Origin of the sequence: Streptomyces sp. NPDC048297 (genome assembly GCF_043201585.1) — a bacterium.
Taxonomy (GTDB): domain Bacteria; phylum Actinomycetota; class Actinomycetes; order Streptomycetales; family Streptomycetaceae; genus Streptomyces.
Map to the genome: position 1 here is coordinate 17,086 of NZ_JBICZA010000038.1, position 24,174 is coordinate 41,259.

23 protein-coding genes and 1 riboswitch are annotated in these 24,174 nt (G+C 70.7%); of the genes, 14 read left to right on the forward strand and 9 right to left on the reverse strand.

From position 1 onward, the window contains the following. Window positions 1–38 precede the first annotated feature (38 nt). The 9 genes from tsf to ACGFYV_RS31745 all read left to right on the forward strand — a co-directional run bounded on the left by tsf (window position 39) and on the right by ACGFYV_RS31745 (window position 10,006). Complete coding sequence (gene tsf, locus ACGFYV_RS31705; protein WP_393881956.1) at window positions 39–875, forward strand: translation elongation factor Ts; 837 nt, start codon at window positions 39–41, stop codon at window positions 873–875. 204 nt (window positions 876–1,079) lie between these two features. Further along, window positions 1,080–1,838 (forward strand): UMP kinase, encoded by a 759-nt coding sequence (gene pyrH, locus ACGFYV_RS31710; protein ID WP_393881957.1) that lies wholly within the window; start codon window positions 1,080–1,082, stop codon window positions 1,836–1,838. A gap of 184 nt (window positions 1,839–2,022) precedes the next feature. After that, on the forward strand, window positions 2,023–2,580 hold the full coding sequence (gene frr / locus ACGFYV_RS31715; RefSeq protein ID WP_393881958.1) for a ribosome recycling factor: 558 nt from the start codon (window positions 2,023–2,025) through the stop codon (window positions 2,578–2,580). Then, window positions 2,580–3,938 (forward strand): phosphatidate cytidylyltransferase, encoded by a 1,359-nt coding sequence (locus tag ACGFYV_RS31720; RefSeq protein WP_393881959.1) that lies wholly within the window; start codon window positions 2,580–2,582, stop codon window positions 3,936–3,938. Before frr ends, ACGFYV_RS31720 begins: the two co-directional genes overlap by 1 nt. A gap of 165 nt (window positions 3,939–4,103) precedes the next feature. After that, the gene (rlmN, locus tag ACGFYV_RS31725) at window positions 4,104–5,210 is read left to right on the forward strand and encodes a 23S rRNA (adenine(2503)-C(2))-methyltransferase RlmN (protein ID WP_393881960.1); all 1,107 of its coding nucleotides are present in this window, start codon (window positions 4,104–4,106) and stop codon (window positions 5,208–5,210) included. Between the two features lie 33 nt (window positions 5,211–5,243). Next, window positions 5,244–5,351: riboswitch (TPP riboswitch) on the forward strand. A gap of 67 nt (window positions 5,352–5,418) precedes the next feature. Continuing rightward, a complete protein-coding gene (locus ACGFYV_RS31730) occupies window positions 5,419–6,501 on the forward strand; it encodes a thiamine ABC transporter substrate binding subunit (RefSeq protein WP_393881961.1) in 1,083 nt (360 codons plus the stop codon). A 59-nt stretch (window positions 6,502–6,560) separates the two neighbouring features. Next, a complete protein-coding gene (locus tag ACGFYV_RS31735; protein ID WP_393881962.1) occupies window positions 6,561–8,162 on the forward strand; it encodes an ABC transporter permease in 1,602 nt (533 codons plus the stop codon). Continuing rightward, window positions 8,162–9,184 (forward strand): ABC transporter ATP-binding protein, encoded by a 1,023-nt coding sequence (locus ACGFYV_RS31740; protein WP_393881963.1) that lies wholly within the window; start codon window positions 8,162–8,164, stop codon window positions 9,182–9,184. Before ACGFYV_RS31735 ends, ACGFYV_RS31740 begins: the two co-directional genes overlap by 1 nt. A gap of 24 nt (window positions 9,185–9,208) precedes the next feature. Beyond that, window positions 9,209–10,006: a maleylpyruvate isomerase family mycothiol-dependent enzyme gene (locus tag ACGFYV_RS31745; protein ID WP_393881964.1), complete on the forward strand. Its 798-nt coding sequence runs from the start codon at window positions 9,209–9,211 to the stop codon at window positions 10,004–10,006. A 168-nt stretch (window positions 10,007–10,174) separates the two neighbouring features. On the opposite strand, the gene ACGFYV_RS31750 is transcribed toward ACGFYV_RS31745, so the two are convergent. The 6 genes from ACGFYV_RS31750 to ACGFYV_RS31775 form a co-directional block, all read right to left on the reverse strand. Further along, complete coding sequence (locus tag ACGFYV_RS31750; protein WP_393881965.1) at window positions 10,175–10,882, reverse strand: LAETG motif-containing sortase-dependent surface protein; 708 nt, start codon at window positions 10,880–10,882, stop codon at window positions 10,175–10,177. Between the two features lie 187 nt (window positions 10,883–11,069). Then, complete coding sequence (locus ACGFYV_RS31755; RefSeq protein ID WP_393881966.1) at window positions 11,070–11,483, reverse strand: VOC family protein; 414 nt, start codon at window positions 11,481–11,483, stop codon at window positions 11,070–11,072. A gap of 101 nt (window positions 11,484–11,584) precedes the next feature. Beyond that, on the reverse strand, window positions 11,585–13,108 hold the full coding sequence (locus ACGFYV_RS31760; protein ID WP_393881967.1) for a hypothetical protein: 1,524 nt from the start codon (window positions 13,106–13,108) through the stop codon (window positions 11,585–11,587). Continuing rightward, window positions 13,090–13,830: an ABC transporter ATP-binding protein gene (locus ACGFYV_RS31765; RefSeq protein ID WP_393881968.1), complete on the reverse strand. Its 741-nt coding sequence runs from the start codon at window positions 13,828–13,830 to the stop codon at window positions 13,090–13,092. The genes ACGFYV_RS31760 and ACGFYV_RS31765 overlap by 19 nt, the downstream gene beginning before the upstream one ends. 258 nt (window positions 13,831–14,088) lie before the next feature. Beyond that, complete coding sequence (locus ACGFYV_RS31770) at window positions 14,089–15,471, reverse strand: aspartate aminotransferase family protein (protein WP_393881969.1); 1,383 nt, start codon at window positions 15,469–15,471, stop codon at window positions 14,089–14,091. Continuing rightward, complete coding sequence (locus ACGFYV_RS31775; protein WP_393881970.1) at window positions 15,456–15,974, reverse strand: Lrp/AsnC family transcriptional regulator; 519 nt, start codon at window positions 15,972–15,974, stop codon at window positions 15,456–15,458. The genes ACGFYV_RS31770 and ACGFYV_RS31775 overlap by 16 nt, the downstream gene beginning before the upstream one ends. A 205-nt stretch (window positions 15,975–16,179) precedes the next feature. Here ACGFYV_RS31775 and ACGFYV_RS31780 point away from each other — a divergent pair, with 205 nt between their 5' ends. The 4 genes from ACGFYV_RS31780 (at window position 16,180) to ACGFYV_RS31795 (ending at window position 19,900) form a co-directional block, all read left to right on the forward strand. Continuing rightward, entirely contained in the window at window positions 16,180–17,619 is a 1,440-nt protein-coding gene (locus ACGFYV_RS31780) for a gamma-aminobutyraldehyde dehydrogenase (RefSeq protein WP_393881971.1), read from the forward strand. Between the two features lie 178 nt (window positions 17,620–17,797). Next, the gene (locus ACGFYV_RS31785) at window positions 17,798–18,991 is read left to right on the forward strand and encodes a PotD/PotF family extracellular solute-binding protein (protein ID WP_393881972.1); all 1,194 of its coding nucleotides are present in this window, start codon (window positions 17,798–17,800) and stop codon (window positions 18,989–18,991) included. Between the two features lie 62 nt (window positions 18,992–19,053). After that, entirely contained in the window at window positions 19,054–19,581 is a 528-nt protein-coding gene (locus tag ACGFYV_RS31790) for a hypothetical protein (protein ID WP_393881973.1), read from the forward strand. Between the two features lie 112 nt (window positions 19,582–19,693). Then, on the forward strand, window positions 19,694–19,900 hold the full coding sequence (locus ACGFYV_RS31795; RefSeq protein WP_393881974.1) for a hypothetical protein: 207 nt from the start codon (window positions 19,694–19,696) through the stop codon (window positions 19,898–19,900). Window positions 19,901–19,968: 68 nt separating this feature from the next. Here the strand turns inward: ACGFYV_RS31795 and ACGFYV_RS31800 are convergent, their stop codons facing one another. Both ACGFYV_RS31800 and ACGFYV_RS31805 read right to left on the reverse strand, forming a co-directional pair. Next, window positions 19,969–20,652, reverse strand: coding sequence for a glycerophosphodiester phosphodiesterase (locus ACGFYV_RS31800; RefSeq protein ID WP_393881975.1), 684 nt, complete (start codon window positions 20,650–20,652; stop codon window positions 19,969–19,971). 28 nt (window positions 20,653–20,680) lie between these two features. After that, on the reverse strand, window positions 20,681–21,742 hold the full coding sequence (locus tag ACGFYV_RS31805; protein ID WP_393882000.1) for an adenosine deaminase: 1,062 nt from the start codon (window positions 21,740–21,742) through the stop codon (window positions 20,681–20,683). 757 nt (window positions 21,743–22,499) lie between these two features. On the opposite strand from ACGFYV_RS31805, the gene ACGFYV_RS31810 reads away from it, so the two are divergent. After that, window positions 22,500–23,276 (forward strand): DUF4190 domain-containing protein, encoded by a 777-nt coding sequence (locus ACGFYV_RS31810; RefSeq protein ID WP_393881976.1) that lies wholly within the window; start codon window positions 22,500–22,502, stop codon window positions 23,274–23,276. Window positions 23,277–23,455: 179 nt separating this feature from the next. Here ACGFYV_RS31810 and ACGFYV_RS31815 read toward each other — a convergent pair whose 3' ends face one another. Further along, window positions 23,456–24,016, reverse strand: coding sequence for an NADAR family protein (locus ACGFYV_RS31815; RefSeq protein WP_393881977.1), 561 nt, complete (start codon window positions 24,014–24,016; stop codon window positions 23,456–23,458). Window positions 24,017–24,174: the final 158 nt, after the last annotated feature.

Sequence of the window (24,174 nt, forward strand, 5' to 3'; positions counted from 1 at the left end):
TCCGATCTGCCAAGACTTCGAGAAAGACTCACAGACTCATGGCGAACTACACCGCCGCCGACGTCAAGAAGCTCCGTGAGCTCACCGGCGCCGGCATGATGGACTGCAAGAAGGCGCTGGACGAGGCCGACGGCAACGTCGACAAGGCCGTCGAGGCGCTGCGCATCAAGGGCCAGAAGGGCGTCGCCAAGCGCGAGGGCCGCTCCGCCGAGAACGGCGCTGTGGTCTCCATCATCGCCGACGACAACTCCTCCGGCGTCATCGTCGAGCTGAAGTGCGAGACGGACTTCGTCGCCAAGGGTGACAAGTTCCAGGCCGTGGCCCAGGCCATCGCCGAGCACGTAGCCAAGACCTCCCCGGCCGACATCGAGGCGCTCCTCGCCTCCGAGATCGAGCCCGGCAAGACCGTCCAGGCGTTCGTGGACGAGGCCAACGCCAACCTGGGCGAGAAGATCGTCCTGGACCGCTTCGCGCAGTACGCGGACGGTTTCGTGCTCGCTTACATGCACCGCACGATGCCCGACCTGCCCCCGCAGATCGGTGTCCTCGTCGAGCTGGACAAGCCGAACGCCGAGGTCGCCAAGGGCATCGCCCAGCACATCGCCGCCTTCGCGCCGAAGTACCTCTCCAAGGAGGACGTCCCGGCCGAGGTCGTCGAGTCCGAGCGTCGCATCGCCGAGGAGACCACCCGCGCCGAGGGCAAGCCCGAGGCCGCGATCGCCAAGATCGTCGAGGGTCGCGTGAACGGCTTCTACAAGGACGCCACGCTGCTCGGCCAGCCGTACGCGCTGGACAACAAGAAGTCGGTCCAGAAGGTTCTGGACGAGGCCGGTGTCACCCTGAAGCGCTTCGCGCGCATCAAGGTCGGCATCTGAGTCCGTACCGCGATCGACGAGCGACCCGGGGAGAAATCTCGATAGGGTCGACAGCAGTCGTCCGCGCACACCGCCACACCCAGGCACGTGGCGGACGGCAGCAGATCTGACGAGGAGGCCATTGCCGCGCATGGGAGCGAAAAGCGACCCCAACCGGCAATGGCCTTCTTCGTATGTGCACCACGTGAAAGAGGCGGGATCCCCATGACCACCAAGGCCCAGAAGAGCGACGACGGCAAAGTACGCGGCCGGTTTCTGCTGAAGCTGTCCGGAGAGGCCTTCTCCGGTGGCGGGGGCCTCGGCGTGGACCCCGACGTGGTGCACAAGATCGCCCGTGAGATCGCGGCCGTCGTCCGGGACGGCGCCGAGGTCGCGGTCGTCATCGGCGGCGGCAACTTCTTCCGCGGTGCCGAGTTGCAGCAGCGCGGCATGGACCGGGCCCGCTCCGACTACATGGGCATGCTCGGCACCGTCATGAACTGCCTCGCCCTCCAGGACTTCCTGGAGAAGGAGGGCATCGACAGCCGGGTGCAGACCGCCATCACCATGGGCCAGGTCGCCGAGCCCTACATCCCGCTGCGGGCCGTGCGCCACCTGGAGAAGGGCCGCGTGGTCATCTTCGGCGCCGGTATGGGCATGCCGTACTTCTCCACCGACACCACCGCCGCCCAGCGCGCCCTGGAGATCGACGCCGAGGCGCTGCTCATGGGTAAGAACGGTGTGGACGGGGTCTACGACTCCGACCCGAAGACCAACCCGGACGCCGTCAAGTTCGACGCCCTCGGCTACGGCGAGGTCATCACCCGCGACCTCAAGGTCGCCGACGCCACCGCGATCACGCTGTGCCGTGACAACAAGCTCCCGATCCTCGTGTTCGAGCTGCTCGCGGAGGGCAATATCGCGCGCGCCGTCAAGGGTGAGAAGATCGGCACGCTGGTGGGTGACCAGGGCAGCCGGACCTGACCGGCACACTCCCCTCGCCCGCGGTGCGCCACCTGTCCGGTGGACGGACGGGACGCACCCAGGACGGGGGATGGACAATGTCCTGCCGGTCGGGAACCGTGCAGGAAGAAGACGCGACGTAGCCGGCCGCCGCCCGATCGAGGAACCGCAGCCGGGCCTTACTCAAGACACACAGGAGCAAGTGGTGATCGAAGAGATCCTCCTCGAGGCCGAGGAGAAGATGGAGAAGGCCGTCGTGGTCGCCAAGGAGGACTTCGCCGCGATCCGCACCGGCCGTGCGCACCCGGCGATGTTCAACAAGATCGTTGCCGACTACTACGGCGCGCTGACGCCGATCAACCAGCTGGCTTCGTTCTCCGTGCCGGAGCCGCGCATGGCGGTCGTGACGCCGTTCGACAAGAGCGCGCTGCGCAACATCGAGCAGGCGATCCGCGACTCCGACCTGGGCGTCAACCCCAGCAACGACGGCAGCATCATCCGGGTGACGTTCCCGGAGCTGACCGAGGAGCGCCGCCGCGACTACATCAAGGTCGCCAAGAACAAGGCCGAGGACTCCAAGGTCTCGATCCGCTCCGTGCGCCGCAAGGCCAAGGACGCCCTCGACAAGCTGGTCAAGGACAAGGAGACCGGCGAGGACGAGGTCCGCCGTGCGGAGAAGGAGCTGGACGACACCACCGCGAAGTACGTCGCCCAGGTGGACGAGCTCCTGAAGCACAAGGAAGCGGAGCTGCTCGAAGTCTGATGAGCGACTCTTCCTGGGGGGCACCGCCGTCGGCGGGGCAGGCCGGTTACTGGGGGCCCACCGCCGGTGGGTACGCCCAGGGGGCTGCGCCGGCGGGTCCCGCATACGATGCGCCTGAGGCGCAGCAGACTCGCCCCATGCCCATCGTGCCCGACGGACCCGGGTACGGCGGCGGCCAGGACGAGGACCGGGGGGCCGCTCAGCTGAGCGGTCCCTTGTTCCGGGACGACACGCAGTACGCCCCGCAGCAGGCCTCGCACGCCGCACAGCAGGCCTCGTACGACGTGCACCAGACGTCGTACAACGTGCACCAGGCGTCGTACAACGTGCACCAGGCGTCGTACGAGCCGCACCCGGTGTCGTACGAGTCGCACCAGACGTCCTACGATCCGCAGCAGGCGCACCACGCGTACCACGCACCCCACGCACCCCACGTGCCGCAGTATTCGACGCCGACTCCCGTCCCGGACCCCGCCCAGAGTCCCTCGCAGAATCCGGAGCCCATGCCCGACGCCCCACAGCCGGCGCCCGCGCCGCAGAAGAAGAGCGCGGGCCGTGACCTGAGCGCGGCCATAGGGGTCGGCGTCGGGCTCGGTGTGGTGATCATCGCGTCCCTGTTCGTCGTCAAGGCCGTTTTCGTCGGCGTGGTGGCGGTGGCCGTGGTCGTCGGCCTGTGGGAGCTGACCAGCAGGCTGCAGGAGCGCAAGGGCATCAAGGCGCCGCTGGTGCCGCTCGCGGTGGGCGGTGCGGCGATGGTCGTCGCCGGGTACGTGCGCGGTGCCGAGGGCGCGTGGGTGGCCATGGCGCTGACGTCCCTCGCGGTGCTGGTCTGGCGCATGACGGAACCACCCGAGGGCTACCTCAAGGACGTGACGGCCGGCGTCTTCGCCGCCTTCTACGTGCCGTTCCTGGCCACGTTCGTCGCGATGATGCTCACCGCCGACGACGGCCCCTGGCGGGTCCTGACCTTCCTGCTCCTGACGGTCGTCAGCGACACCGGCGCCTACGCCGTCGGCTGGCGCTTCGGCCGGAAGAAGCTCGCCCCGCGCATCAGCCCCGGCAAGACCCGTGAGGGCCTGCTGGGCGCGGTGCTGTTCGCGATGGTCGCGGGCGCGCTGTGCATGCAGTTCCTCATCGACGACGGCACCTGGTGGCAGGGCCTCCTGCTCGGCCTCGCCGTCGCGGCCAGCGCCACCCTGGGCGACCTCGGCGAATCCATGATCAAGCGCGACCTGGGCATCAAGGACATGGGCACCTTGCTCCCGGGCCACGGCGGCATCATGGACCGCCTGGACTCCCTCCTGCCGACGGCCCCCGTGGTCTGGCTCCTGCTGGTCCTCTTCGTCGGCAGCGGCTGACCCCACGCCGCAGCCCCGCCCCGGCCGACAGGCTTCCCCGGGCCCCGTCCTGCCCCCAGGACGGGGCCCGTCCCGCTCCCTCGGCGGGCGCCGTCCGCGTACGCGAGCGGGGACCCGATCGACGCGAGCGGGGGCACTCAATCGATCTGCGACACTGATAGAGCCATGCCTAAGCCCGGAGAACTCACTTTCGTCGCCCCGCGCGGAGCCAAGAAGCCGCCGCGGCACCTCGCCGACCTCACGCCCGCCGAGCGCAAGGACGCGGTGGCCGAGATCGGGGAGAAGCCGTTCCGCGCCAAGCAGCTCTCGCAGCACTACTTCGCGCGGTACGCGCACGACCCCGAGCAGTGGACCGACATCCCGGCCGGTTCGCGGGACAAGCTGCGCGAGGCGCTGTTTCCCGAGCTGATGTCGGTCGTACGGCATCTGTCGACGGACGAGGGGGAGACCCGTAAGACGCTGTGGCGGCTGTTCGACGGGACCCTCGTCGAGTCGGTGCTCATGCGCTACCCGGACCGGGTCACCATGTGCATCAGCTCGCAGGCCGGCTGCGGGATGAACTGCCCGTTCTGCGCGACCGGTCAGGCGGGTCTGGACCGGAACCTGTCCACCGCCGAGATCGTCCACCAGATCGTGGACGGCATGCGGGCGCTGCGCGACGGTGAGGTCCCCGGCGGGCCCGCGCGGCTGTCCAACATCGTGTTCATGGGGATGGGCGAGCCGCTCGCCAACTACAAGCGGGTCGTCGGCGCCATCCGCGCGCTCACCTACCCCGCCCCGGACGGGCTCGGGCTCTCGCAGCGCGGCATCACGGTCTCGACGGTCGGTCTCGTGCCCGCCATCCACCGGTTCGCCGACGAGGGCTTCAAGTGCCGGCTCGCGATCTCCCTGCACGCGCCGGACGACGAGCTGCGCGACACCCTCGTCCCCGTGAACACGCGGTGGAAGGTGCGCGAGGTCCTGGACGCCGGGTTCGAGTACGTCGAGAAGTCCGGGCGCCGGCTCTCCATCGAGTACGCGCTCATCCGCGACATCAACGACCAGGCCTGGCGCGGTGACCGGCTCGGGCGGCTGCTCAGGGGCAAGCCCGTGCACGTCAACCTCATTCCGCTGAACCCCACTCCCGGCTCCAAGTGGACCGCCTCGCGCCCCGAGGACGAGAAGGCGTTCGTGGAGGCCATCGCCGCCCACGGCGTGCCGGTGACCGTCCGGGACACCCGCGGTCAGGAGATCGACGGGGCCTGTGGTCAGCTCGCGGCCACCGAGCGGTAATCTGGCCGGGTTCGACCAGACACTCACATCTTCATATTCCGACAGGGGAGCGCCACAGCGCTGAGAGTGCGGCAATCGGGCCGCAGACCCTCTGAACCTCGCCCAGGTCATTCTGGGTAGGAAGTTCGGTCATCACTCAAGCTGTCGTGCCCTGCCCGGGTCACCGGGCGGGGCCGCGTTCTTCCTGGCCCACCCAGGAGGACAACCAGTGCAGAACAAGACGTTCGTGGCCGTGGCCGTCGGGCTCGGCCTCGTCACGCTGTCCGCGTGCGGCTCGACGGACACCGCGTCGCCCAAGGACTCCAAGGACTCCAAGACCGTCACCGTCGTCAGCCACGACTCGTGGGCCGTCTCCAAGAACGTGCTGACGGACTTCGAGCGGCAGTCCGGGTACAAGGTCCGCGTCCTCAAGGACGGCGACGCCGGACAGGCCGTCAACAAGGCCGTCCTGACCAAGGACAACCCGCAGGGCGACGTCTTCTTCGGCGTCGACAACACCCTGCTGTCCCGCGCCCTCGACAACGGCCTCTTCCAGCCCTACGAGACCAAGGGCCTGGACACCGTCGACGCCGCCTACCAGCTGGACGCGGGCAAGCACCGCGTCACGCCCGTCGACCACGGAGACATCTGCGTCAACTACGACAAGGCGTACTTCGGCAAGCACAAGCTGACCCCGCCCCAGACCTTCGCCGACCTGGCCGAGCCCGCGTACAAGAACCTCCTCGTCACGGAGAACGCGGCCACCTCCTCGCCCGGCCTCGGCTTCCTGCTCGGCAGCGCCGCGCAGTACGGCGACACGGGCTGGCAGGGCTACTGGAAGAAGCTCAAGGACAACGGCGTCAAGGTCGTCGACGGCTGGGAGCAGGCCTACTACCAGGAGTTCTCCGGCTCCTCCGAGGGCAGGAAGGCCGGCGGCGACCGGCCGCTCGTGGTGTCGTACGCCTCCTCGCCGCCCGCCGAGGTCATCTACGCCAAGAAGCGGCCGAGCACGGCCCCGACCGGCGTGTCGAACGGCACCTGCTTCCGGCAGGTCGAGTTCGCCGGGCTGCTGAGCAACGCGAAGAACACCAAGGGCGGCAAGGCGTTCATCGACTTCCTGGTCTCCAAGGAGTTCCAGGAGGACATGCCGCTGAACATGTTCGTGTACCCGGTGGTCAAGGGCGCGGCCGTCCCCGCCGACTTCACGAAGTACGGGCCGGCCGCCGCGCACCCCGAGACGATGGCCCCCGACAAGATCGCCGCCAACCGCGACCAGTGGGTCAAGGCGTGGACGTCGCTCGTACTGAAGTAGCCGCTCCCACGGAAGCGGCCGTCAGGGACCGGCGCGGGAGCGCGGCGCGGCTGGGGCTCATGGCCCTGCCCGTCGCGTTCTTCGCCGTGTTCTTCGCCTGGCCCGTCGCCGCGATCGTCACGCGCGGGCTGAAGGCGGACGGCACCTGGCGGCTGGGGCGGATCGCGGACGTCGTCACACAGCCCGACATCCGGCACGTGCTGTGGTTCACCACCTGGCAGGCGCTCGCCTCCACCGCGCTCACCCTGCTGCTCGCGCTGCCCGCCGCCCATGTCTTCGCGCGGCTCGACTTCCCGGGCAAGCAGGTGCTGCGGGCCGTGGTCACCGTGCCGTTCGTGCTGCCGACCGTGGTCGTCGGCACCGCCTTCCTGGCCCTGGTCGGACACAACGGGCTGCTGGACGAACTGTGGGGCGTACGGCTGGACACCACGGTGTGGGCGATCCTGCTGGCGCACGTCTTCTTCAACTACGCGGTCGTCGTACGGACGGTGGGCGGCCTGTGGGCACAGCTCGATCCGCGCCAGGAGGACGCCGCCCGCATGCTCGGCGCCTCACCGCTCGGCGCCTGGCGCAAGGTCACCCTGCCCGCCCTCGCCCCGGCCGTGGGCGCTGCCGCGCTGATGGTGTTCCTGTTCACCTTCACCTCCTTCGGGGTCGTCCAGATCCTCGGCGGGCCCACCTTCTCCACCCTCGAAGTGGAGATCTACCGGCAGACCTCCGAGCTGTTCGACCTCGCCACGGCAGCGGTCCTCACGCTCGTCCAGTTCGTCGCGGTCGGCGCGATCCTCGCCGTGCACGCGTGGACGGTACGGCGGAGGGAGAGCGCGCTGCGTCTGGTGGACGCCTCCGTCACCGCCCGCCGGCCGCGCGGCGCCGGGCAGTGGACGCTGCTCGCCGGGGTCCTCGTCACGATCGCCCTGCTGCTGGTGCTGCCGCTCGCCGTGCTCGTGCGGCGCTCCCTCGACGCGCCCGGCCTCGGCTACTACCGGGCGCTCACCGACTCCGACGGCGGCACCTTCCTGGTGGCGCCGCTGCACGCCGTGTGGACCTCCCTCGAATACGCCGCCACCGCCACCGCCATCGCCGTCCTGGTCGGAGGCCTGGCCGCCGCCGCGCTGGCCCGCCGGGACGCGGGACGCCTGGTGCGCGGCTTCGACGCGCTGCTGATGCTGCCGCTCGGCGTCTCCGCCGTGACCGTCGGCTTCGGCTTCCTGATCGCGCTGGACAAGCCGCCGCTGGACCTCAGGCAGTCCTGGATCCTCGTCCCGCTCGCGCAGGCTCTGGTGGGCGCCCCCTTCGTCGTACGCACCATGCTGCCCGTGCTGCGCGCGGTGGACGAACGGCTGCGGGAGGCGGCGGCCGTGCTCGGGGCCTCGCCCTGGCGGGTGTGGCGGGAGGTCGATCTGCCGCTGGTGCGGCGGGCGTTGCTGGTCGCGGCCGGATTCGCCTTCGCCGTGTCCCTCGGCGAGTTCGGGGCGACCGTGTTCATCGCCCGGCCCGACAACCCGACGCTCCCGGTGGCCGTCGCCCGGCTGCTGAGCCGTCCCGGAGACCTCAACTACGGCCAGGCGATGGCCCTTTCGACCATTCTGATGGTGGTGTGCGCCGCCGCGCTGCTCGTCCTGGAGCGGCTGCGCACCGACCGGACGGGGGAGTTCTGATGCTGCTGAGCCTTCAGGCCGCGACCGTGCGCTTCGGCGGACGGCCCGTGCTCGACGCGGTCGGCCTGGACGTTGCCGAGCACGAGGTGGTGTGCGTGCTCGGGCCCAGCGGCAGCGGGAAGTCCACGCTGCTCCGGGCGGTGGCCGGCCTCCAACAGCTGGACTCGGGGCGGGTGTTGCTCGACGGCCGCGACCAGGCGGGCGTGCCCGCGCACCGGCGCGGTGTCGGGCTGATGTTCCAGGACCACCAGCTCTTCCCGCAGCGGGACGTCGGCGGCAACGTGGCGTTCGGGCTGCGGACGCACGGGGTGCCGAAGGGCGAACGGGACGCCGAGGCACGGAAGTTGCTGGAACTGGTCGGGCTGCCCGGTGCCGCCGGGCGGGCCGTCGCCGCGCTGTCCGGCGGCGAGCAGCAGCGGGTGGCCCTCGCGCGGGCGCTGGCGCCCCGGCCCCGGCTGCTGATGCTGGACGAGCCCCTCGGCCAACTGGACCGCTCGCTGCGGGAGCGGCTGGTCGTCGAACTGCGGGAACTGTTCGGCAGGTTGGGGACGACGGTACTCGCCGTGACCCACGACCAGGGCGAGGCCTTCGCGCTGGCCGACCGGGTGGTGGTGATGCGGGACGGCCTGATCGCCCAGTCCGGGACGCCGCTGGAGGTCTGGCAGCAGCCCGCGAACGAGTTCGTGGCCCGCTTCCTCGGCTTCGACAACGTGGTCCCGGCGAGCGTCGGCGACGCGGCGGCGGACACCCCGTGGGGCAAGCTGCCTGTGCCCGACGGCTCGCCCCGGGGCGAGCGGTCGCTGCTGGTCCGGCCCGCCGGCGTACGGCTCGTGGCCGCCGCGGAGGGCCTGCCCTGCACGGTTGCCGCCCGCACCTTCCGGGGCACCCATGTCGCCGTCCGCCTGCGGCCCCGGGGCGGCGGTCCGTCCCTGGAAGCGGCCTGCACGCTCCGGGACGCGCCGGAGGTCGCGGCCGAGGTGGGCGTCGTGTTCGACGCGGCCGAAATCGTCGTGCTCGGATGATCGTCGTGACCCTAGGGTGAGCACATGACCTTGCTCACGCACGACCGCTACTGCGCGGAAATCGACCGCCAGGTAGGCCAGTTGAGGGACATCGTGACCTCCGGCACGGACCTTGCCGCCACCGTGCCGACCTGCCCGGACTGGTCCCTGGAGAAGCTCGTACGGCACACCGGCGGTGCCCTGCGCTGGGTGACCGCGATCGTGGAGAACCGGGCGCAGGAGAACGTCCCGCACGAGCAGGTGCCGGGCGGCGGCGGACCGCGGGAGCGGGGCGACGCGAAGGCCCTGGACGCGTGGCTGGCACAGACCGGGGAACGGGTCGTCGCCGCGCTGCGCGAGGCCGGCCCCGACACCGAGGTGTGGTCCTGGTCGGCGAACCACGACACCGCCTTCTGGGCCCGGCGCATGACGCACGAGATCACCGTGCACCGCGCCGACGCAGCGCTCACGGCCGGCGTGCCCTACGAGGTGGCGCCCGAGATCGCCGCCGACACGGTGGACGAATGGCTCGAACTCATGGAGTGGGCCCAGCGCACCGGCGCCCTTGCGCAGGCGAAGGAGTTGCGGGGCCCCGGCCGCACCATCCATCTGCACCCCACCGACGCCGCCCCGGAGCTGAACGCCGAGTGGATCATCGAGCTGGGGGAGGAGGGCTTCGGCTGGCGCCGCGGCCACGAGAAGGCCACCGTCGCCCTGCGCGGCCCGCTCACCTCTGTCCTGCTCGCCTTCTACCGGCGGCTGCCGCCGGAGGCCCCCGGCCTCGACGTGCTGGGCGAGCGCGAGGTGCTGGACTTCTGGCTGGAGCGCTCCAGCTTCGGCTGACCACGACCGGGGGCGGTCTCCGCCCCCCACGCGCATGGGCACGGCTGCGGCACGGCCCCTGTGGCCCCGGCTGCGGCCCGCCCCTCCGCGGACATGGCTGCGGCCCGTCCCCCGGGGATACGGGGACGGGCCGCAGCGTTTGAACGAGCGGTGTGGCGAAGTGCGGCGTCAGCCGCGGTTGTTCGCCCCGCGGCGGCGCATGCCGAAGAAGACCGCGCCACCGCCGACGACGACCAGCACACCGGCGACGCCGGCGATCAGGCCGGTGTTGGAGTTCGCACCGGTCTCGGCGAGGTTCGAGTCACCGGTCGCCGGGGACGGCGCGTTGCCGCCGGGGGTGGCGGCCGGGGCGGGGGTGCTCTCGGACGCCGACGGGGTCGGGGCCGAGGACTCCTCGGCCGGAGGCGCAGTGGACTCCGACGGGGACGCGGACGGGGTTGCGGGCGGGGTCGACTCGTCCTTCGAGCAGCCCTCGGCCGGGGTGGTCAGAGGCGAGCCGATGATGTCCTCGTCAATGTGGACCCGGTCGGTGTCGACCTTGACGTGGACGCGGTAGGTCGCGTTCGGCTTCCAGTCCTCGTTGAAGGTGACAGCCGTCCCCTCGCGCGAGCCCTTGACCTCCTGCGGCTGGCCGACCGGAGTCTCGACACCGGCAGGGCTCTTCAGGAACACGGTGATGGTGGCCGGGGTGCCGGAGCCGTCCTTGTCGGTGACGACGATGCTGCCCTTGCCGCCCTCGCACTTGGCTTCGGCGGAGAACTCACTGATGTTGCATGCGAGCGCCTGGCCGGCGACCCCGAGGGCCAGCGCGGCGGAAGCGGAGGCAACACCGAGAATGCGCACGGAACGACGTGCGCCACGACGAGATATGGACAACGCTTGTCCTTTACAGAGTGCATAACTGCGGGGGGTTGTGGGCGAGTTGGGGCGCCGGACGAGACGCGGGGCCCCAACTTCCCCAAGAGGCTCACAGGTTTATAAGCGCTCCGTAAGAACTGTCAATGCATATGCCACCAACGGCCGTTGACTTTACGGTTTTGTTAGCCGCCGGGACGTTTGGGGCTCAGCCCTGGGCCTGCACCGCGGCCGGATCCATCCACATGACCTCCCAGGTGTGGCCGTCGAGGTCGTCGAAGGAGCGACCGTACATGAAGCCGTGGTCCTGGGGCTCGCTGTGCACGGTGCCGCCGGCCGCGAGGGCCTTGTCCACCAGCTCGTCCACCTTCTCGCGGCTCTCGGCGCTCAGACACAGGAGCACCTCGCTCGCCTTGGTCGAGTCGACCAGCTCCTTCTGCGTGAACTGGGACCAGTGCTGCTTGGTCATGAGCATCGCGACGATGGTGTCGCTGATCTGGACACACGCACAGTCGTCGTTGCTGAACTGGGGGTTGATCGTGTAGCCCAGCTCGGTGAAGAACCTCTTCGTGGCGGCGACGTCGTCGGTGAGCAGGTTGACGAAGATCATCTGCTGGTACATCGGGGCTCTCCCTGTGGTCCGTGCGTTTGTCGTCGTACGGCTCTTCAGACTCCGGGCCGTCGCGAGAATCATCGGCGGTCCGGAAATTTTTTCGGACAACTTCAGCGCGCGAGCACGGCCAGGTTCGCGATCACCAGCGTGAGTGGGACGAACAGGGCGAGCAGGGCGCCCGCGCGCAGGGCGGCGGCGCTGCGCAGCATCGTGGCCGGGGCGCCGAGGCGCAGCAGGGCGGCGATGGTGTCGGCGCGGGACTGGCGGGCCTCGACGGCGGCGGTCAGCAGGGTCGCCAGCGTGCAGCCGGAGACCACCAGCAGGCCGAGCGTGCTCAGCGGGCCGAAGGAGGGGCTGAAGCCGTCGTACCGGGCGGTCATGGCGAAGGCGGCGGAGGCCACCGCGCAGATCACGCCCAGCGGGCGCCCGATGCGGGTCGCCTCCGCCATCAGCACCCGGCCCGCCAGCAGCCTGAGCGCACCCGGCGCCGCCGACTGCAGGAGCCTCCCGCACAGGTAGGTGAGCCCCGGCGCGGCCAGGACCAGTCCGAAGGCGGTGACGATCCAGCCGGCCAGCACCGCGACCGCCTCGACGGGCAGGTCGGTGAGCGTCGGCGTCGGCGTCGAGCGGCCGGCGTAGGCCTGCACGGCGAGCCCGGCGGCGAGCAGGGCGATGCCCCAGGGGAGCCCCGCCGGCACCTCGCGCGGCGGCGCGGGGGCGGGGAGCACGCCGGACCAGTCAACGGGGACGGCGGCCTCCGGGGCGCCGGTGCCGGGGATCTCCGTGACGCCGGTGCCGGTGCCGGGGACCTCTGTGGTGCCGGTGCCGGTGCCAAGGGCCTCCGGGCCGGCGTCGCCGTCCTGCACCGCGGATGCCGGCTCACTGCCGCCTCTGGCCCCGGCCCCGGCTCCGGCTCGGGCCCCGGCCCCGCCTCTGGCCCCGGCTCCGTCTCCGGCCCCGGTTCCGGCCTCGGCGTTCGTCCCGGACCCGCCCGGCTTCTGCCGTACCGCGGTGTACCACCGCGCGCCGAACCTGCCGTACGCCCCGAACGTGTCCCGTCCCGTCGTATGACCGTACGACCCGAAGCGGCCGAATCTCCGTGCCCCCCTGACCTCCGGGCGCGGGTCCCTCGGGCGCAGGGAGAGCGCCACGGCGGCCGAGGCGGCCACCGGGACCAGGGCCAGCAGGATCAGCGTCGCCCCGACGGGCAGGGGCCGGTCGGCGGCGAGGAACCGGGAGGCCGCGCCGTCGAAGGGCAGGCCGTCCAGGTCGCCGCGCAGATGCAGGAAGACCAGCAGGGCGACCGCCGAGCCCAGGACGCAGGCGAGCGCCGTGGTCAGACACGAGATGCCCATCAGGCGCGCGGGGCCGAGCCCCACGGCCGAGAGCCCCGGCCGGGGCCGGGTTCCGGGGTCCGTGCGGGCCACCGCGAGCGCCAGGTACACCGTCGCGGCGATCGGGACCACGCACCAGGCCAGGCGCAGCACCGCCGCGCCCGGTGTCTGGGGGTGGCCCATCGCGTAGCCGAGGGCGCCGAGCAGGAGGAAGCCGGTGCCCGCCGAGGCCGCGGCCACCAGCAGGCGGCGCAGTTGTACGGCGGGCCGGGCCGTACCGGTCAGACGGAGAGCGAGCACGCGGCCCGGCCTTCCGCCTCGGCGACCTCCGGCAGGTGCACGGTCTTCACGCGCCGCCCGTCCAGCATCGCGACCGTGCGGTCGGCGAGGGCCGCGGTGTCGGCGTCGTGCGTGGCGAGGACGACGGTGATGCCGTGCGAGCGGGCCGCCGTGGTGAGCGTGCGCAGCACGTGCCCGCGCTCGGCGCGGTGCAGCGGAGCCGTCGGCTCGTCGGCGAACAGCACCGTGGGCCCGGTGGCGAGCGCGCGGGCGATGGCCACGCGCTGGCGCTGCGCGTGCAGCAGCTCGTGCGGGCGCTTGCGGGCGCGGTCGCCGACGTCCAGCCGCTCCAGCCACTCCAGGGCGGCGACCTTGGCACGGCGGCGGCCGGTGCCGCGCAGCATCAGGGGGAGCGCGGCGTTCTCCCAGACGTTCAGTTCCGGTACGAGCGCCGGGGCCGGGTCGATCCAGCCGAACCGGTCGCGGCGCAGCCGCTCGCGGGCCATCGGGCCCAGGGTGTGCACGGGCGAGCTGTTGAACCACACCTCGCCGCGCTGTGCCCGGTGGAGACCGGACAGGCAGCGCAGCAGGGTCGTCTTGCCGCTGCCGCGCGGTCCGCTGACGGCGAGGATCTCGCCCTGCCGCACACCGAGCGAGACCCCGGTGATCCCGGGCGAGCCGTCGGGGTGCCTGTAGTGCAGGGAGCGTGCCCAGAGCACGTCGTTGTCCGGCGGGGCCTCCATGGCGTACACCTCGGTTCTGATCCGTTTTTCCCGTGCTTCGTCCCCCGTGTGGGGGAACGAAGGCTGGGCCGATCGGTCACTGGCACGCTAGGCAGAGGCCGTACAGAGGCCGGACAGCACACGGCCCCGGGCCCTCGTTCTCACTCGAACGGAGGGCGCCGGGGCCGGTGGCGATCATCCAGGCGGATGATCAGAGCTTCGAGAGCTCAGGGCTTCCGGGGACTCAGGGCGTCTGGGAACTCAGAAGCCTTTGAGAACTCAGAGCTTCGTCCACGCCTCGGTGAGGGTGGCGCGCAGGATCTGCTCGATCTCGTCGAAGGTCTCCTGGTTGGAGATCAGCGGCGGGGCGAGCTGGATGACCGGGTCGCCGCGGTCGTCGGCACGGCAGTACAGGCCGTTCTCGAAGAGCGCCTTGGAGAGGAAGCCGTACAGGACGCGCTCGGTCTCCTCGTCGTTGAAGGACTCCTTGGTGTTCTTGTCCTTCACCAGCTCGATGCCGTAGAAGAAGCCGTTGCCGCGGACGTCGCCGACGATCGGCAGGTCGTGCAGCTTCTGCAGCGTCTGGAGGAAGTTGCCCTCGTTGTCCAGCACGTGCTGGTTGAGGTTCTCGCGCTCGAACAGGTCGAGGTTGGCGAGACCCACCGCGGCGGACACCGGGTGACCACCGAAGGTGTAGCCGTGCAGGAAGGTGTTGTCACCCTTGTAGAACGGCTCGGCCACGCGGTCGGAGACGATGCAGGCGCCGATCGGGGAGTAGCCCGAGGTCATGCCCTTGGCGCAGGTGATCATGTCCGGGACGTAGCCGAACTTGTCGCAGGCGAACATCGTGCCCAGGCGGCCGAAGGCGCAGATGACCTCGTCCGACACGAGCAGGACGTCGTACTTGTCGCAGATCTCGCGCACGCGCTGGAAGTAGCCGGGCGGGGGCGGGAAGCAGCCGCCGGCGTTCTGCACGGGCTCGAGGAAGACCGCGGCGACGGTCTCGGGGCCCTCGAAGAGGATCTCCTGCTCGATCTGGTCGGCGGCCCAGCGGCCGAAGGCCTCCGGGTCGTCACCGAAGAGCGGGGCGCGGTAGATGTTGGTGTTCGGCACCTTGTGCGCACCCGGCACCAGCGGCTCGAACGGGGCCTTCAGGCCCGGCAGGCCGGTGATGGACAGGGCGCCCTGCGGGGTGCCGTGGTAGGCGACCGCGCGGGAGATGACCTTGTACTTGGTCGGCTTGCCCTGCAGCTTGAAGTACTGCTTGGCGAGCTTCCAGGCGGTCTCGACGGCCTCGCCGCCGCCGGTGGTGAAGAAGACCTTGTTCAGGTCGCCCGGGGCGTAGTCGGCGAGGCGCTCGGCCAGCTCGACGGCCTTCGGGTGGGCGTAGGACCACACCGGGAAGAAGGCCAGCTCCTGGGCCTGCTTGAAGGCGGTCTCGGCGAGTTCCGTGCGGCCGTGACCGGCCTGGACCACGAAGAGGCCCGCGAGACCGTCGAGGTAGCGCTTGCCCTTGTCGTCGTAGATGTAGGTGCCCTCGCCCCGGACGATCGTCGGGACGGGGGAGTTCTCGTACGAGGACATGCGGGTGAAGTGCATCCACAGGTGGTCGTACGCGGTGCGGCTGAGGTCCTTCTGGGTCACGGTTATCGGGTTCCCCACATGTAGGTCTGCTTCTTCAGCTTCAGGTAGACGAAGCTCTCGGTGGAGCGCACGCCGGGCAGCGCCCGGATGCGTTTGTTGATGACGTCCAGCAGGTGGTCGTCGTCCTCGCACACGATCTCCGCGAGGATGTCGAACGAGCCCGCGGCCATCACCACGTACTCGACTTCCGACATGCCGGTCAGCGCGTCCGCGATCGACTCGACATCGCCCTCGACGTTGATCCCGACCATCGCCTGCCTGCGGAAGCCCACGGTGAGCGGGTCCGTGACGGCGACGATCTGCATCACGCCCTGGTCCAGCAGCTTCTGGACGCGCTGGCGCACCGCCGCCTCCGACAGGCCGACGGCCTTGCCGATCGCGGCGTACGGCCGGCGGCCGTCCTCCTGGAGCTGCTGAATGATGGCGAGGGAGACGGCATCCAACGTAGGAGTGCCGTTCCTGGACTCGCGGGACGAGTCCCTCTGGTCTGCGCTTCGACTGGCCACGACCTCACTGTGCACGAGACCTCGACAGTTTCGCAAGGCCCGAGCAATGAAATTCGTTGTTTCAGGCTCCGAAGCTTGCGGATTTCGCAGAACTGATGGCGTCAGGGGTGTTGAAAACGTGGGTCGGCCGACTAGGGTTGGGTTGTCTCAGCGACCGGACGGCCACACGGGCCGGACACGCTGCAGAGATCGAACCCTCGAACAGATCAGGAGGCCGGCAGTGAGCACCGAGCTGCGTCGTCTGCGCAACTACATCGACGGTGAGTTCCGGGACGCCGCCGACGGACGGACCACCGAGGTGGTCAACCCCGCCACGGGTGAGGCGTACGCGACCGCGCCGCTGTCCGGGCAGGCGGACGTCGACGCCGCGATGGCAGCCGCCGCCGCGGCCTTCCCGGCCTGGCGCGATTCGACCCCGGCCGAGCGCCAGAAGGCCCTCCTGAAGATCGCGGACGCGTTCGAGGAGCGTGCCGAGGAACTGATCGCCGCCGAGGTCGAGAACACCGGCAAGCCGACCGGCCTCACGCGGGACGAGGAGATCCCGCCGATGGTCGACCAGATCCGCTTCTTCGCGGGCGCGGCCCGTATGCTCGAGGGCCGCTCGGCCGGCGAGTACATGGACGGTCTGACCTCGATCATCCGCCGCGAGCCGGTCGGCGTCTGCGCCCAGGTCGCGCCGTGGAACTACCCGATGATGATGGCCGTGTGGAAGTTCGCCCCGGCCATCGCCGCGGGCAACACGGTCGTCCTGAAGCCCTCGGACACCACCCCCGCCTCGACCGTCCTGATCGCCGACATCATCGGCTCGATCCTGCCCAAGGGCGTCTTCAACGTCCTGTGCGGCGACCGTGAGACCGGCCGTCAGATGGTCGAGCACCCGACCCCGGCGATGGCCTCCATCACCGGCTCCGTCCGCGCGGGCATCTCGGTCGCCGAGTCCGCCTCCAAGGACGTCAAGCGCGTCCACCTGGAGCTGGGCGGCAAGGCCCCGGTCGTCGTCTTCGAGGATGCCGACATCGCCACGGCCGTCGAGGGCATCGCGGGCGCCGGCTACTTCAACGCCGGCCAGGACTGCACGGCCGCGACCCGTGTCCTCGTCCACGAGTCCATCCACGACGAGTTCGTCGCCGCGCTCGCGAAGGCGGCGGCGGAGACGAAGACGGGCCTGCCGGACGACGAGGACGTCGCCTTCGGCCCGCTGAACAACCCGAACCAGCTGAAGCAGGTGTCCGGCTTCATCGACCGGCTGCCCGCCCACGCCAAGGTCGAGGCCGGCGGTCACCGGGTCGGCGAGAAGGGCTACTTCTACGCGGCGACGGTCGTCTCCGGTCTGAACCAGGACGACGAGATCATCCAGAACGAGGTCTTCGGCCCCGTCATCACCGTCCAGTCCTTCACCGACGAGGACCAGGTCGTCGAGTGGGCCAACGGCGTCGAGTACGCCCTCGCGTCCTCCGTGTGGACCAAGGACCACGGCCGCGCGATGCGCATGTCCAAGAAGCTCGACTTCGGCTGCGTGTGGATCAACACCCACATCCCGCTGGTCGCCGAGATGCCCCACGGCGGCTTCAAGAAGTCCGGCTACGGCAAGGACCTGTCGGCGTACGGGTTCGAGGACTACACGCGGATCAAGCACGTGATGACGTCGCTGGACTCGTAAGGGTCCCAAGGACTCGTAAGGGTCCCAAGCGCCCTGCGGCCCCGGACAGGTTCACCTCCCTGTCCGGGGCCGCTTCTTCGTGCCCCGCGGTGGTGATCGACAAGGTGTCGGGTCCCACCCGGCGTGCTTGACGCAGCGTCGATTGTCGCTGCGTGCGGGGGCACGGCATCCTTCCTTGGTGCCCCAGACATCCTCGCTTCCGCGTCCCGTGTCCCGCCGTTCCCTTCTGCGTGCGTTCGGCGGCACCGCCGCCCTCGGCGCTCTGGCCGGCTGCGGGGTGCCCGCGGCCTATGTGAAGCCCGCCGACCGGGCCGTGCGCGACGACTCCGCCACCGACAAGAAGCTGACCTGGGCGAACTGGCCGCTGTACATCGACACCGACGACGACAACCCCAACAAGCGGCCCACCCTCGACGCGTTCCGGGGGCGCACCGGGATCTCCGTCGACTACGCCGAGGAGATCAACGACAACGACGAGTTCTTCGGCAAGGTCAGCCCCGCGCTGATGAACCACCAGTCCACCGGCCGCGACCTGATCGTCATCAGCGACTGGATGTGCGCGCGGTTCGTGCGCCTCGGCTGGGTGCAGCGGATGGACCGGGCCGACCAGCCGAACGTGGCCAAGTACCTCGACCCGCTGCTCCGTTCACCCGCCTTCGACCCGGGCCGCCTGCACACGGTGCCCTGGCAGTCGGGCATCACCGGTATCGCGTACAACCGCCGCAAGCTGGGCCGCGAGATCCGCCATGTCTCCGACCTCTGGGCCGACGACCTCAAGGGTCGCGTGACCCTCCTGTCCGGCCTCGACGAGTCGTTCGCGCTGCTGATGCAGGGCGACGGCGTCGACATCACCCGGTGGACCGCGGACGACTTCCACCGCGTCTGCGACCGCGTGGAGAAGGAGGTCCACCGGGGCCAGATCCGCCGCTTCACCGGCAACGACTACACCAAGGACCTGGTCAGCGGTGACGTCCTCGCCTGCCAGGCCTACTCCGGTGACGTCATCCAGCTCCAGGCGGACAACCCCGACATCCAGTTCGTCGTCCCCGAGGAGGGCGCCGAGCTGTGGTCGGACTCCCTGATGATCCCCGACCGCGCCCGCCACAAGGCCAACGCCGAGCGCCTGATCGACTACTACTACGACCCCGAGGTCGCGGCGGAACTCGCCGCCTGGGTCAACTACGTGTGCCCCGTCCCCGCCGCCAAGGACGTCCTTGCCGCCTCCAAGGACGAGGACACGGCCGCCCTCGCCGACAACCCCCTGATCTTCCCTGACGACACCATGCGCAGGCGTCTGGCCATCGCCCGTGACATCACGTCCACGGAGCGGGTGGAGTACGCCCAGCGCTGGAACAAGATCGTGGGTCTGTAGGGGAGCCGTGGGAGCCGTCCCCACCTTTTGAACATGTTCAATTCCGGGCGTACGCTCCTGTCATGAGCGACAGAGCCGCCCAACTCAAGGGCATACGCGCCTGGCTGGCCTTCTTCGTCGTGTGCCTCGTGCTGAGCGGGGCCACCGCGTTCCCGTTGGTGCACGAACTCCACTGGACCGAGGACGTGTTGCGGGCCCTGTCCGTGCCGCAGCGCCTGCCGGCGCTGACGGACTGGATCGTGAGGGTGCGTCAGGGGCTCGACACCGTCGACGCCGAATACCCCTTCGTGCTGTACGGCACGGACTGGCTGGCGTTCGCGCACCTCGTCATCGCGGTCGCCTTCTACGGCCCGTACCGCGACCCCGTCCGCAACATCTGGGTCGTCGAGTTCGGCATGATCGCCTGCGCCGGCATCATCCCGCTCGCGCTGATCTGCGGACCGGTGCGCGGGATCCCCTTCTGGTGGACCGTGATCGACATGTCGTTCGGGGTGTTCGGGGTCATCCCGCTGTACGTCGTACGGCGGAAGATCAAGCGGCTGGAGGCGCTGACCGGGACGGACCACCGGCTCGAACCCGTTTCGCCGTGAGGCACGCGGAGAGGGAGCATGGAGGAGAGGGAGCATGGAGGGGAGGGAGCATGGAGGGGAGGGAGCATAGAGGGGTGGGGAGCATGGAGGGGGTGCAGGGAAGGAGGCCGTCATGACATCCCGAGCCTCGGATGACGACACGTGGTACGCGCGGACACCCTCGCAGGCCGAGGGCGAACGCGACGAGACCGGTGAGCGCTCCGTGCCCGAACAGCACCCCGACGTCCCGAGGACCCAGCCGTCCCAGGCGGAGGGCGAGCGGGGCGACGACACAGGGAGCGGCGACATGGGCGGCGGCGAACGCGGCACGCGCCGGTGATCACCCCGCCGCCCCCTCGGGAGTTGCCCAAGGTTGCCCAGGACTGAGCTATGGCTGCCCAGGGCTGGTTACGGCTGCCTGAGTGTCCACAGAGTGTCGATCCGGTTCGTGGTGATGGAGTCGACGCCCAGGTCGAGGAGGCGGCGCATGGAGCGGCGCGTGTCCGGGGTCCACACCGACAGCAGATAGCCGTCGTGGTGGACGCGGGCCGCCAGCTCCCGGTCGACCAGCGAGAAACGGTAGTTGAGCCAGCGCGGCTTCACCGCCTCCAGCACGCCGGCCCGGGGCGGGGCCAGGGTCTTGCGCGTCAGGGCGATCTCGGCGGCCGGGTCGGCGGCGCGGACCGCGAGCATGGCCTCCGCCTCCGCCGTGTAGTACACCCGCTCCCCGGCGCCTTCCTGCCGGACGACGTCCACGACCCGCTCCGCGACCCGCCGGCCCACCCGGCCGCACATGTCCACCATGACCCGGCTGCCGTCCGTCGCCGCGAGCGCCTGCGCCAGCGTCGGCACGCCGCCGCCCGTCAGATCGCGCACCTCCTCGGCCGACAGCGCGGACAGCGGCCGGTCGACGTCCCACAACCGCTTCAGCGTCTCGTCGTGCAGCAGCACGGGGACGCCGTCGCGGGTGAGCCGGACGTCGATCTCGACCGCGTCCGCGCCCCGTTCGAGCGCGGACCGCAGGGAGTCGAGGGTGTTCTCGCGGACGAGGTAGGGGTCGCCGCGGTGGGCGACGGCAGTCACGGTCTGCATGGCTCCCATTGTGACCACGGCCCAGGGGTCAGGGGGCGAGCCAGGTGTCGGTGTACGTGTCGATCTCGGCCGCGATCCGCGCCTTGCCCGCCTCGTCCAGGAAGGACGCCTCTACGGCGTTCTTCGCGAGTCCGGCCACGCCCCGCTCGTCCAGGCCCAGCAGGCGGGCGGCCACCACGTACTCGTTGTCGAGGTCGGTTCCGAACATCGGCGGGTCGTCCGAGTTGATCGTGACCAGCACGCCGGCCTCGGTGAACTGCCTGATCGGGTGCTCGTCCAGGGTGCGCACCGCGCGGGTGGCGATGTTGGAGGTCGGGCAGACCTCCAGCGGGATGCGGTGCTCGGCGAGGTGGGCGAGCAGCTTCGGGTCCTGGGCCGAGCTGGTGCCGTGCCCGATGCGCTCCGCGCGCAGTTCGGTCAGCGCGTCCCACACCGTCTGCGGGCCGGTCGTCTCGCCGGCGTGCGGGACCGAGTGCAGGCCGGCCGCGATCGCCCGGTCGAAGAACGGCTTGAACTGCGGCCGGGGCACGCCGATCTCGGGCCCGCCGAGCCCGAACGACACCAGGCCCTCCGGGCGGATCCGGTCGTCGGTGGCCAGCCGTGCCGTCTCCTCGGCGGACTGGAGGCCGGCCTCGCCCGGGATGTCGAAGCACCAGCGCAGCACGGTCCCGAAATCGGCCTCGGCCGCCTTGCGGGCGTCCTCGATCGCGTCCATGAACGCCTTCTCGTCGATACCGCGCCGGGTCGAGGAGTAGGGGGTGATGGTCAGCTCGGCGTAGCGCACCTGCTGGCGGGCCATGTCCCGGGCGACCTCGTACGTCAGCAGCCGGACGTCCTCCGGGGTGCGGACGAGGTCGACCACCGACAGGTACACCTCGATGAAGTGCGCGAAGTCGGTGAACGTGAAGTAGTCGACCAGGGCCTCGGGGTCCGTGGGCACCTTGGAGTCGGGGTGCCGGGCGGCCAGCGCCGAGACGATCCGGGGGGAGGCGGAGCCGACGTGGTGGACGTGCAGTTCGGCCTTGGGCAGCCCGGCGACGAAGGCATGCAGATCGCGGTCGCCCGCGCGGGCGGCGGGAACGGCGCCGATGTCCGCGCCGCGCTCGGTGCGGGTCTCGAAGCGCTCGGTGCGCTCGGTGCTGCGCTCGGTCAAGGGGTCCTCCCCGTATGCGGCGCCCCCCGGGGACATGGTCCGTGCGGCGGGCGCGGGTGATCGGCTGATCGATGATGCGGGCTCATCCTAGGCGGAGGCGGGGAGCCGGGGCGGGGGTGGGGAGGAAGGCGGGAAGGGCTGGGGCGGGCTGGGGGCGGCGGCCGGTCGAGCGCTTCGGGTGTGGGGCCGGCGGGGTTCGGGTGTGGGGCCCGGCGGGGTCGTGGGCGTGGGGTCGGTGGGCTGGTGGAGGGGGCGTCGGGTGCGATGGCCGGGTGGTGTGGTGGGCGCGGTGTTCGGGGGCGGGAGTCCGGCGGAGTGGTGGGTCGGGGTCGGGTGCGGGTGCGGTGGGCGGTCGAGCACAGCGTGAGGTCGGGTGCGGTGGTCGGTGGTGCGGAGTTCGGGTGTGGGCCGAGCGGTGCGGTGGGTCGGGGTTCGGGTGTGGGGACCGACGGGGGCGGGGCGTGGTGACCGGTGCCGTGGTCGCGTGGGGTGGTGGTGGGCCGGCTGCGGTGGCCGGGTCTGTACTGGCGGAGATGGGGCTGGGGGAGGAAGTCGGCCTGGGTGCCGATGCCGATGCCGATGGTCTGGGGCTGGTCCGGATGGTTGTGGGGCGGGGTGGGTGGTGGGCTGGGAACCGGGGGTTCGGGCGGAGGATCTACCATGATCTGACGATCAGAACGAGGGGGATGGGGACGTGACGGACGGGACGCAGCCGGGTGCGGGCGGGGGAGCGGGTTCTGACCCGTGGGCGCCGCCCGAGAGCAAGCCCTCACTGGAGAAGCAGGCGCCCGGACAGCAGCCGCCGGTGCAGGGCCAGGTGCCCCCGGCGGGGCCGCCGTCCGTGCACGACCAGGCCACGATGATCTCCATGCCGACCCCCGGCTACGGGACCCCCGGCGCCCCCGGCACTCCGGCTTACGGCCAGCCCGCCGCCCCCGGCACCCCGGCTTACGGTCAGCCCGGCACGCCGTCGGCTCCCGGGCAGGGCTGGGGCGGACCCACTGTCCCGCCCCCGCCCGTCGCCCCGGCGGCCCCCAGCGGTTACGGCTACCCCGCCTATCCGTCCTACCCCCACGGGTACGGCCAGCAGGGATACCCCCAGCAGGGGTACGGCTGGAGCATGCCGATGGCCCCGCAGAACGGCATGGGCACCGCCGCGATGGTGCTCGGCATCCTGTCCTGCGTTCTGTTCTGCTTCTACGGCCTGCCCTCGCTGGCGCTCGGCATCACCGCCGTGATCCTCGGCGTCAAGGGCAAGAAGCGGGCGGACCGCGGCGAGGCCACCAACCGGAGTCAGGCCCAGGCGGGCTTCATCACCGGCATCATCGGCACCGTCCTGGGTGTTGCGGCGGTCACGTTCTACGCCATCGTGATCATCGCCGCCGTGAACGACGACGGGAACAGCGACTCCGGCACGGACCCGTACTACAACTCCGCCCCGAGCGTGTCGGCACCGGTCCTTCCCCAGTGATCCGGTGATCCCGTTGATCGCGTTGATCCCAGTGATCCGGCGCTGAGCAGCTGTCCCCGGCCCGCCCGCCTCCCCCGAGGCGAGCGGGCCTCGCTGTGCCCAGCCCCACCAAGCTCAGCCCAGCCCCACCAAGCCCAGCCCCACCAAGCCCAGCCCCGCCCCGCCAACCCCCGCCCCGCTCACACGCCCCGGCGAATCCGCTCCCGCGCCTCCATCAGCGCGAACCCCAGCAGGTTGGGCCCCTTCCACCGCTCGGGATCCGACGCCGCCGCGTCGTCCGCCGTGAGGCCGATGCCCCACACGCGGTCCACGGGGCTCGCCTCCACCAGCACCCGGTCTCCGGTGCCCAGCAGGAACGCGCGCAGGCCGGCGTCCGACGAGAACTTGTGGACGCTGCCCTCGACGACGATCCCGAAGCGCTCCCGCTCCCATATCCGCTCGTCGAAGTTCCGGACGAGCCGCCCCGCCTTCTTCGCCTGGGCGGGATGCCCGGCGTCGAGCACCCGCCGCTCCGCCTCCGCGTCCTCGAACAGCCGCGCCTTGCCGGCCATCATCCAGTGCTCGGCCGTCGCGTACTCCACCCCGTCGACCACGAAGAGTGACGGCCACCACTGGCTCAGACAGCTCGCGCCGATCCGCCCGTCGGGTCGCGGCCGGTGCCCCCAGAAGTGGAGGTACCTGATCCGGGCCCCCGCCCGAACCTCCCTGATCAGCGCTTCCACTCCGTTGATCGTCTCCATGCACGCGAGTGTGGCACGCACCACTGACACTCCGTCCGTCCTTTTCCGTGTCGACTCGACACCTGGTCGACAGATTCCGTCGCGTAACCAAAAGGCAACAACGGAATCACTTGTTGGTGCCGTACTGCTCTGTCAGGATCGGCACTCAAATCGAGCTG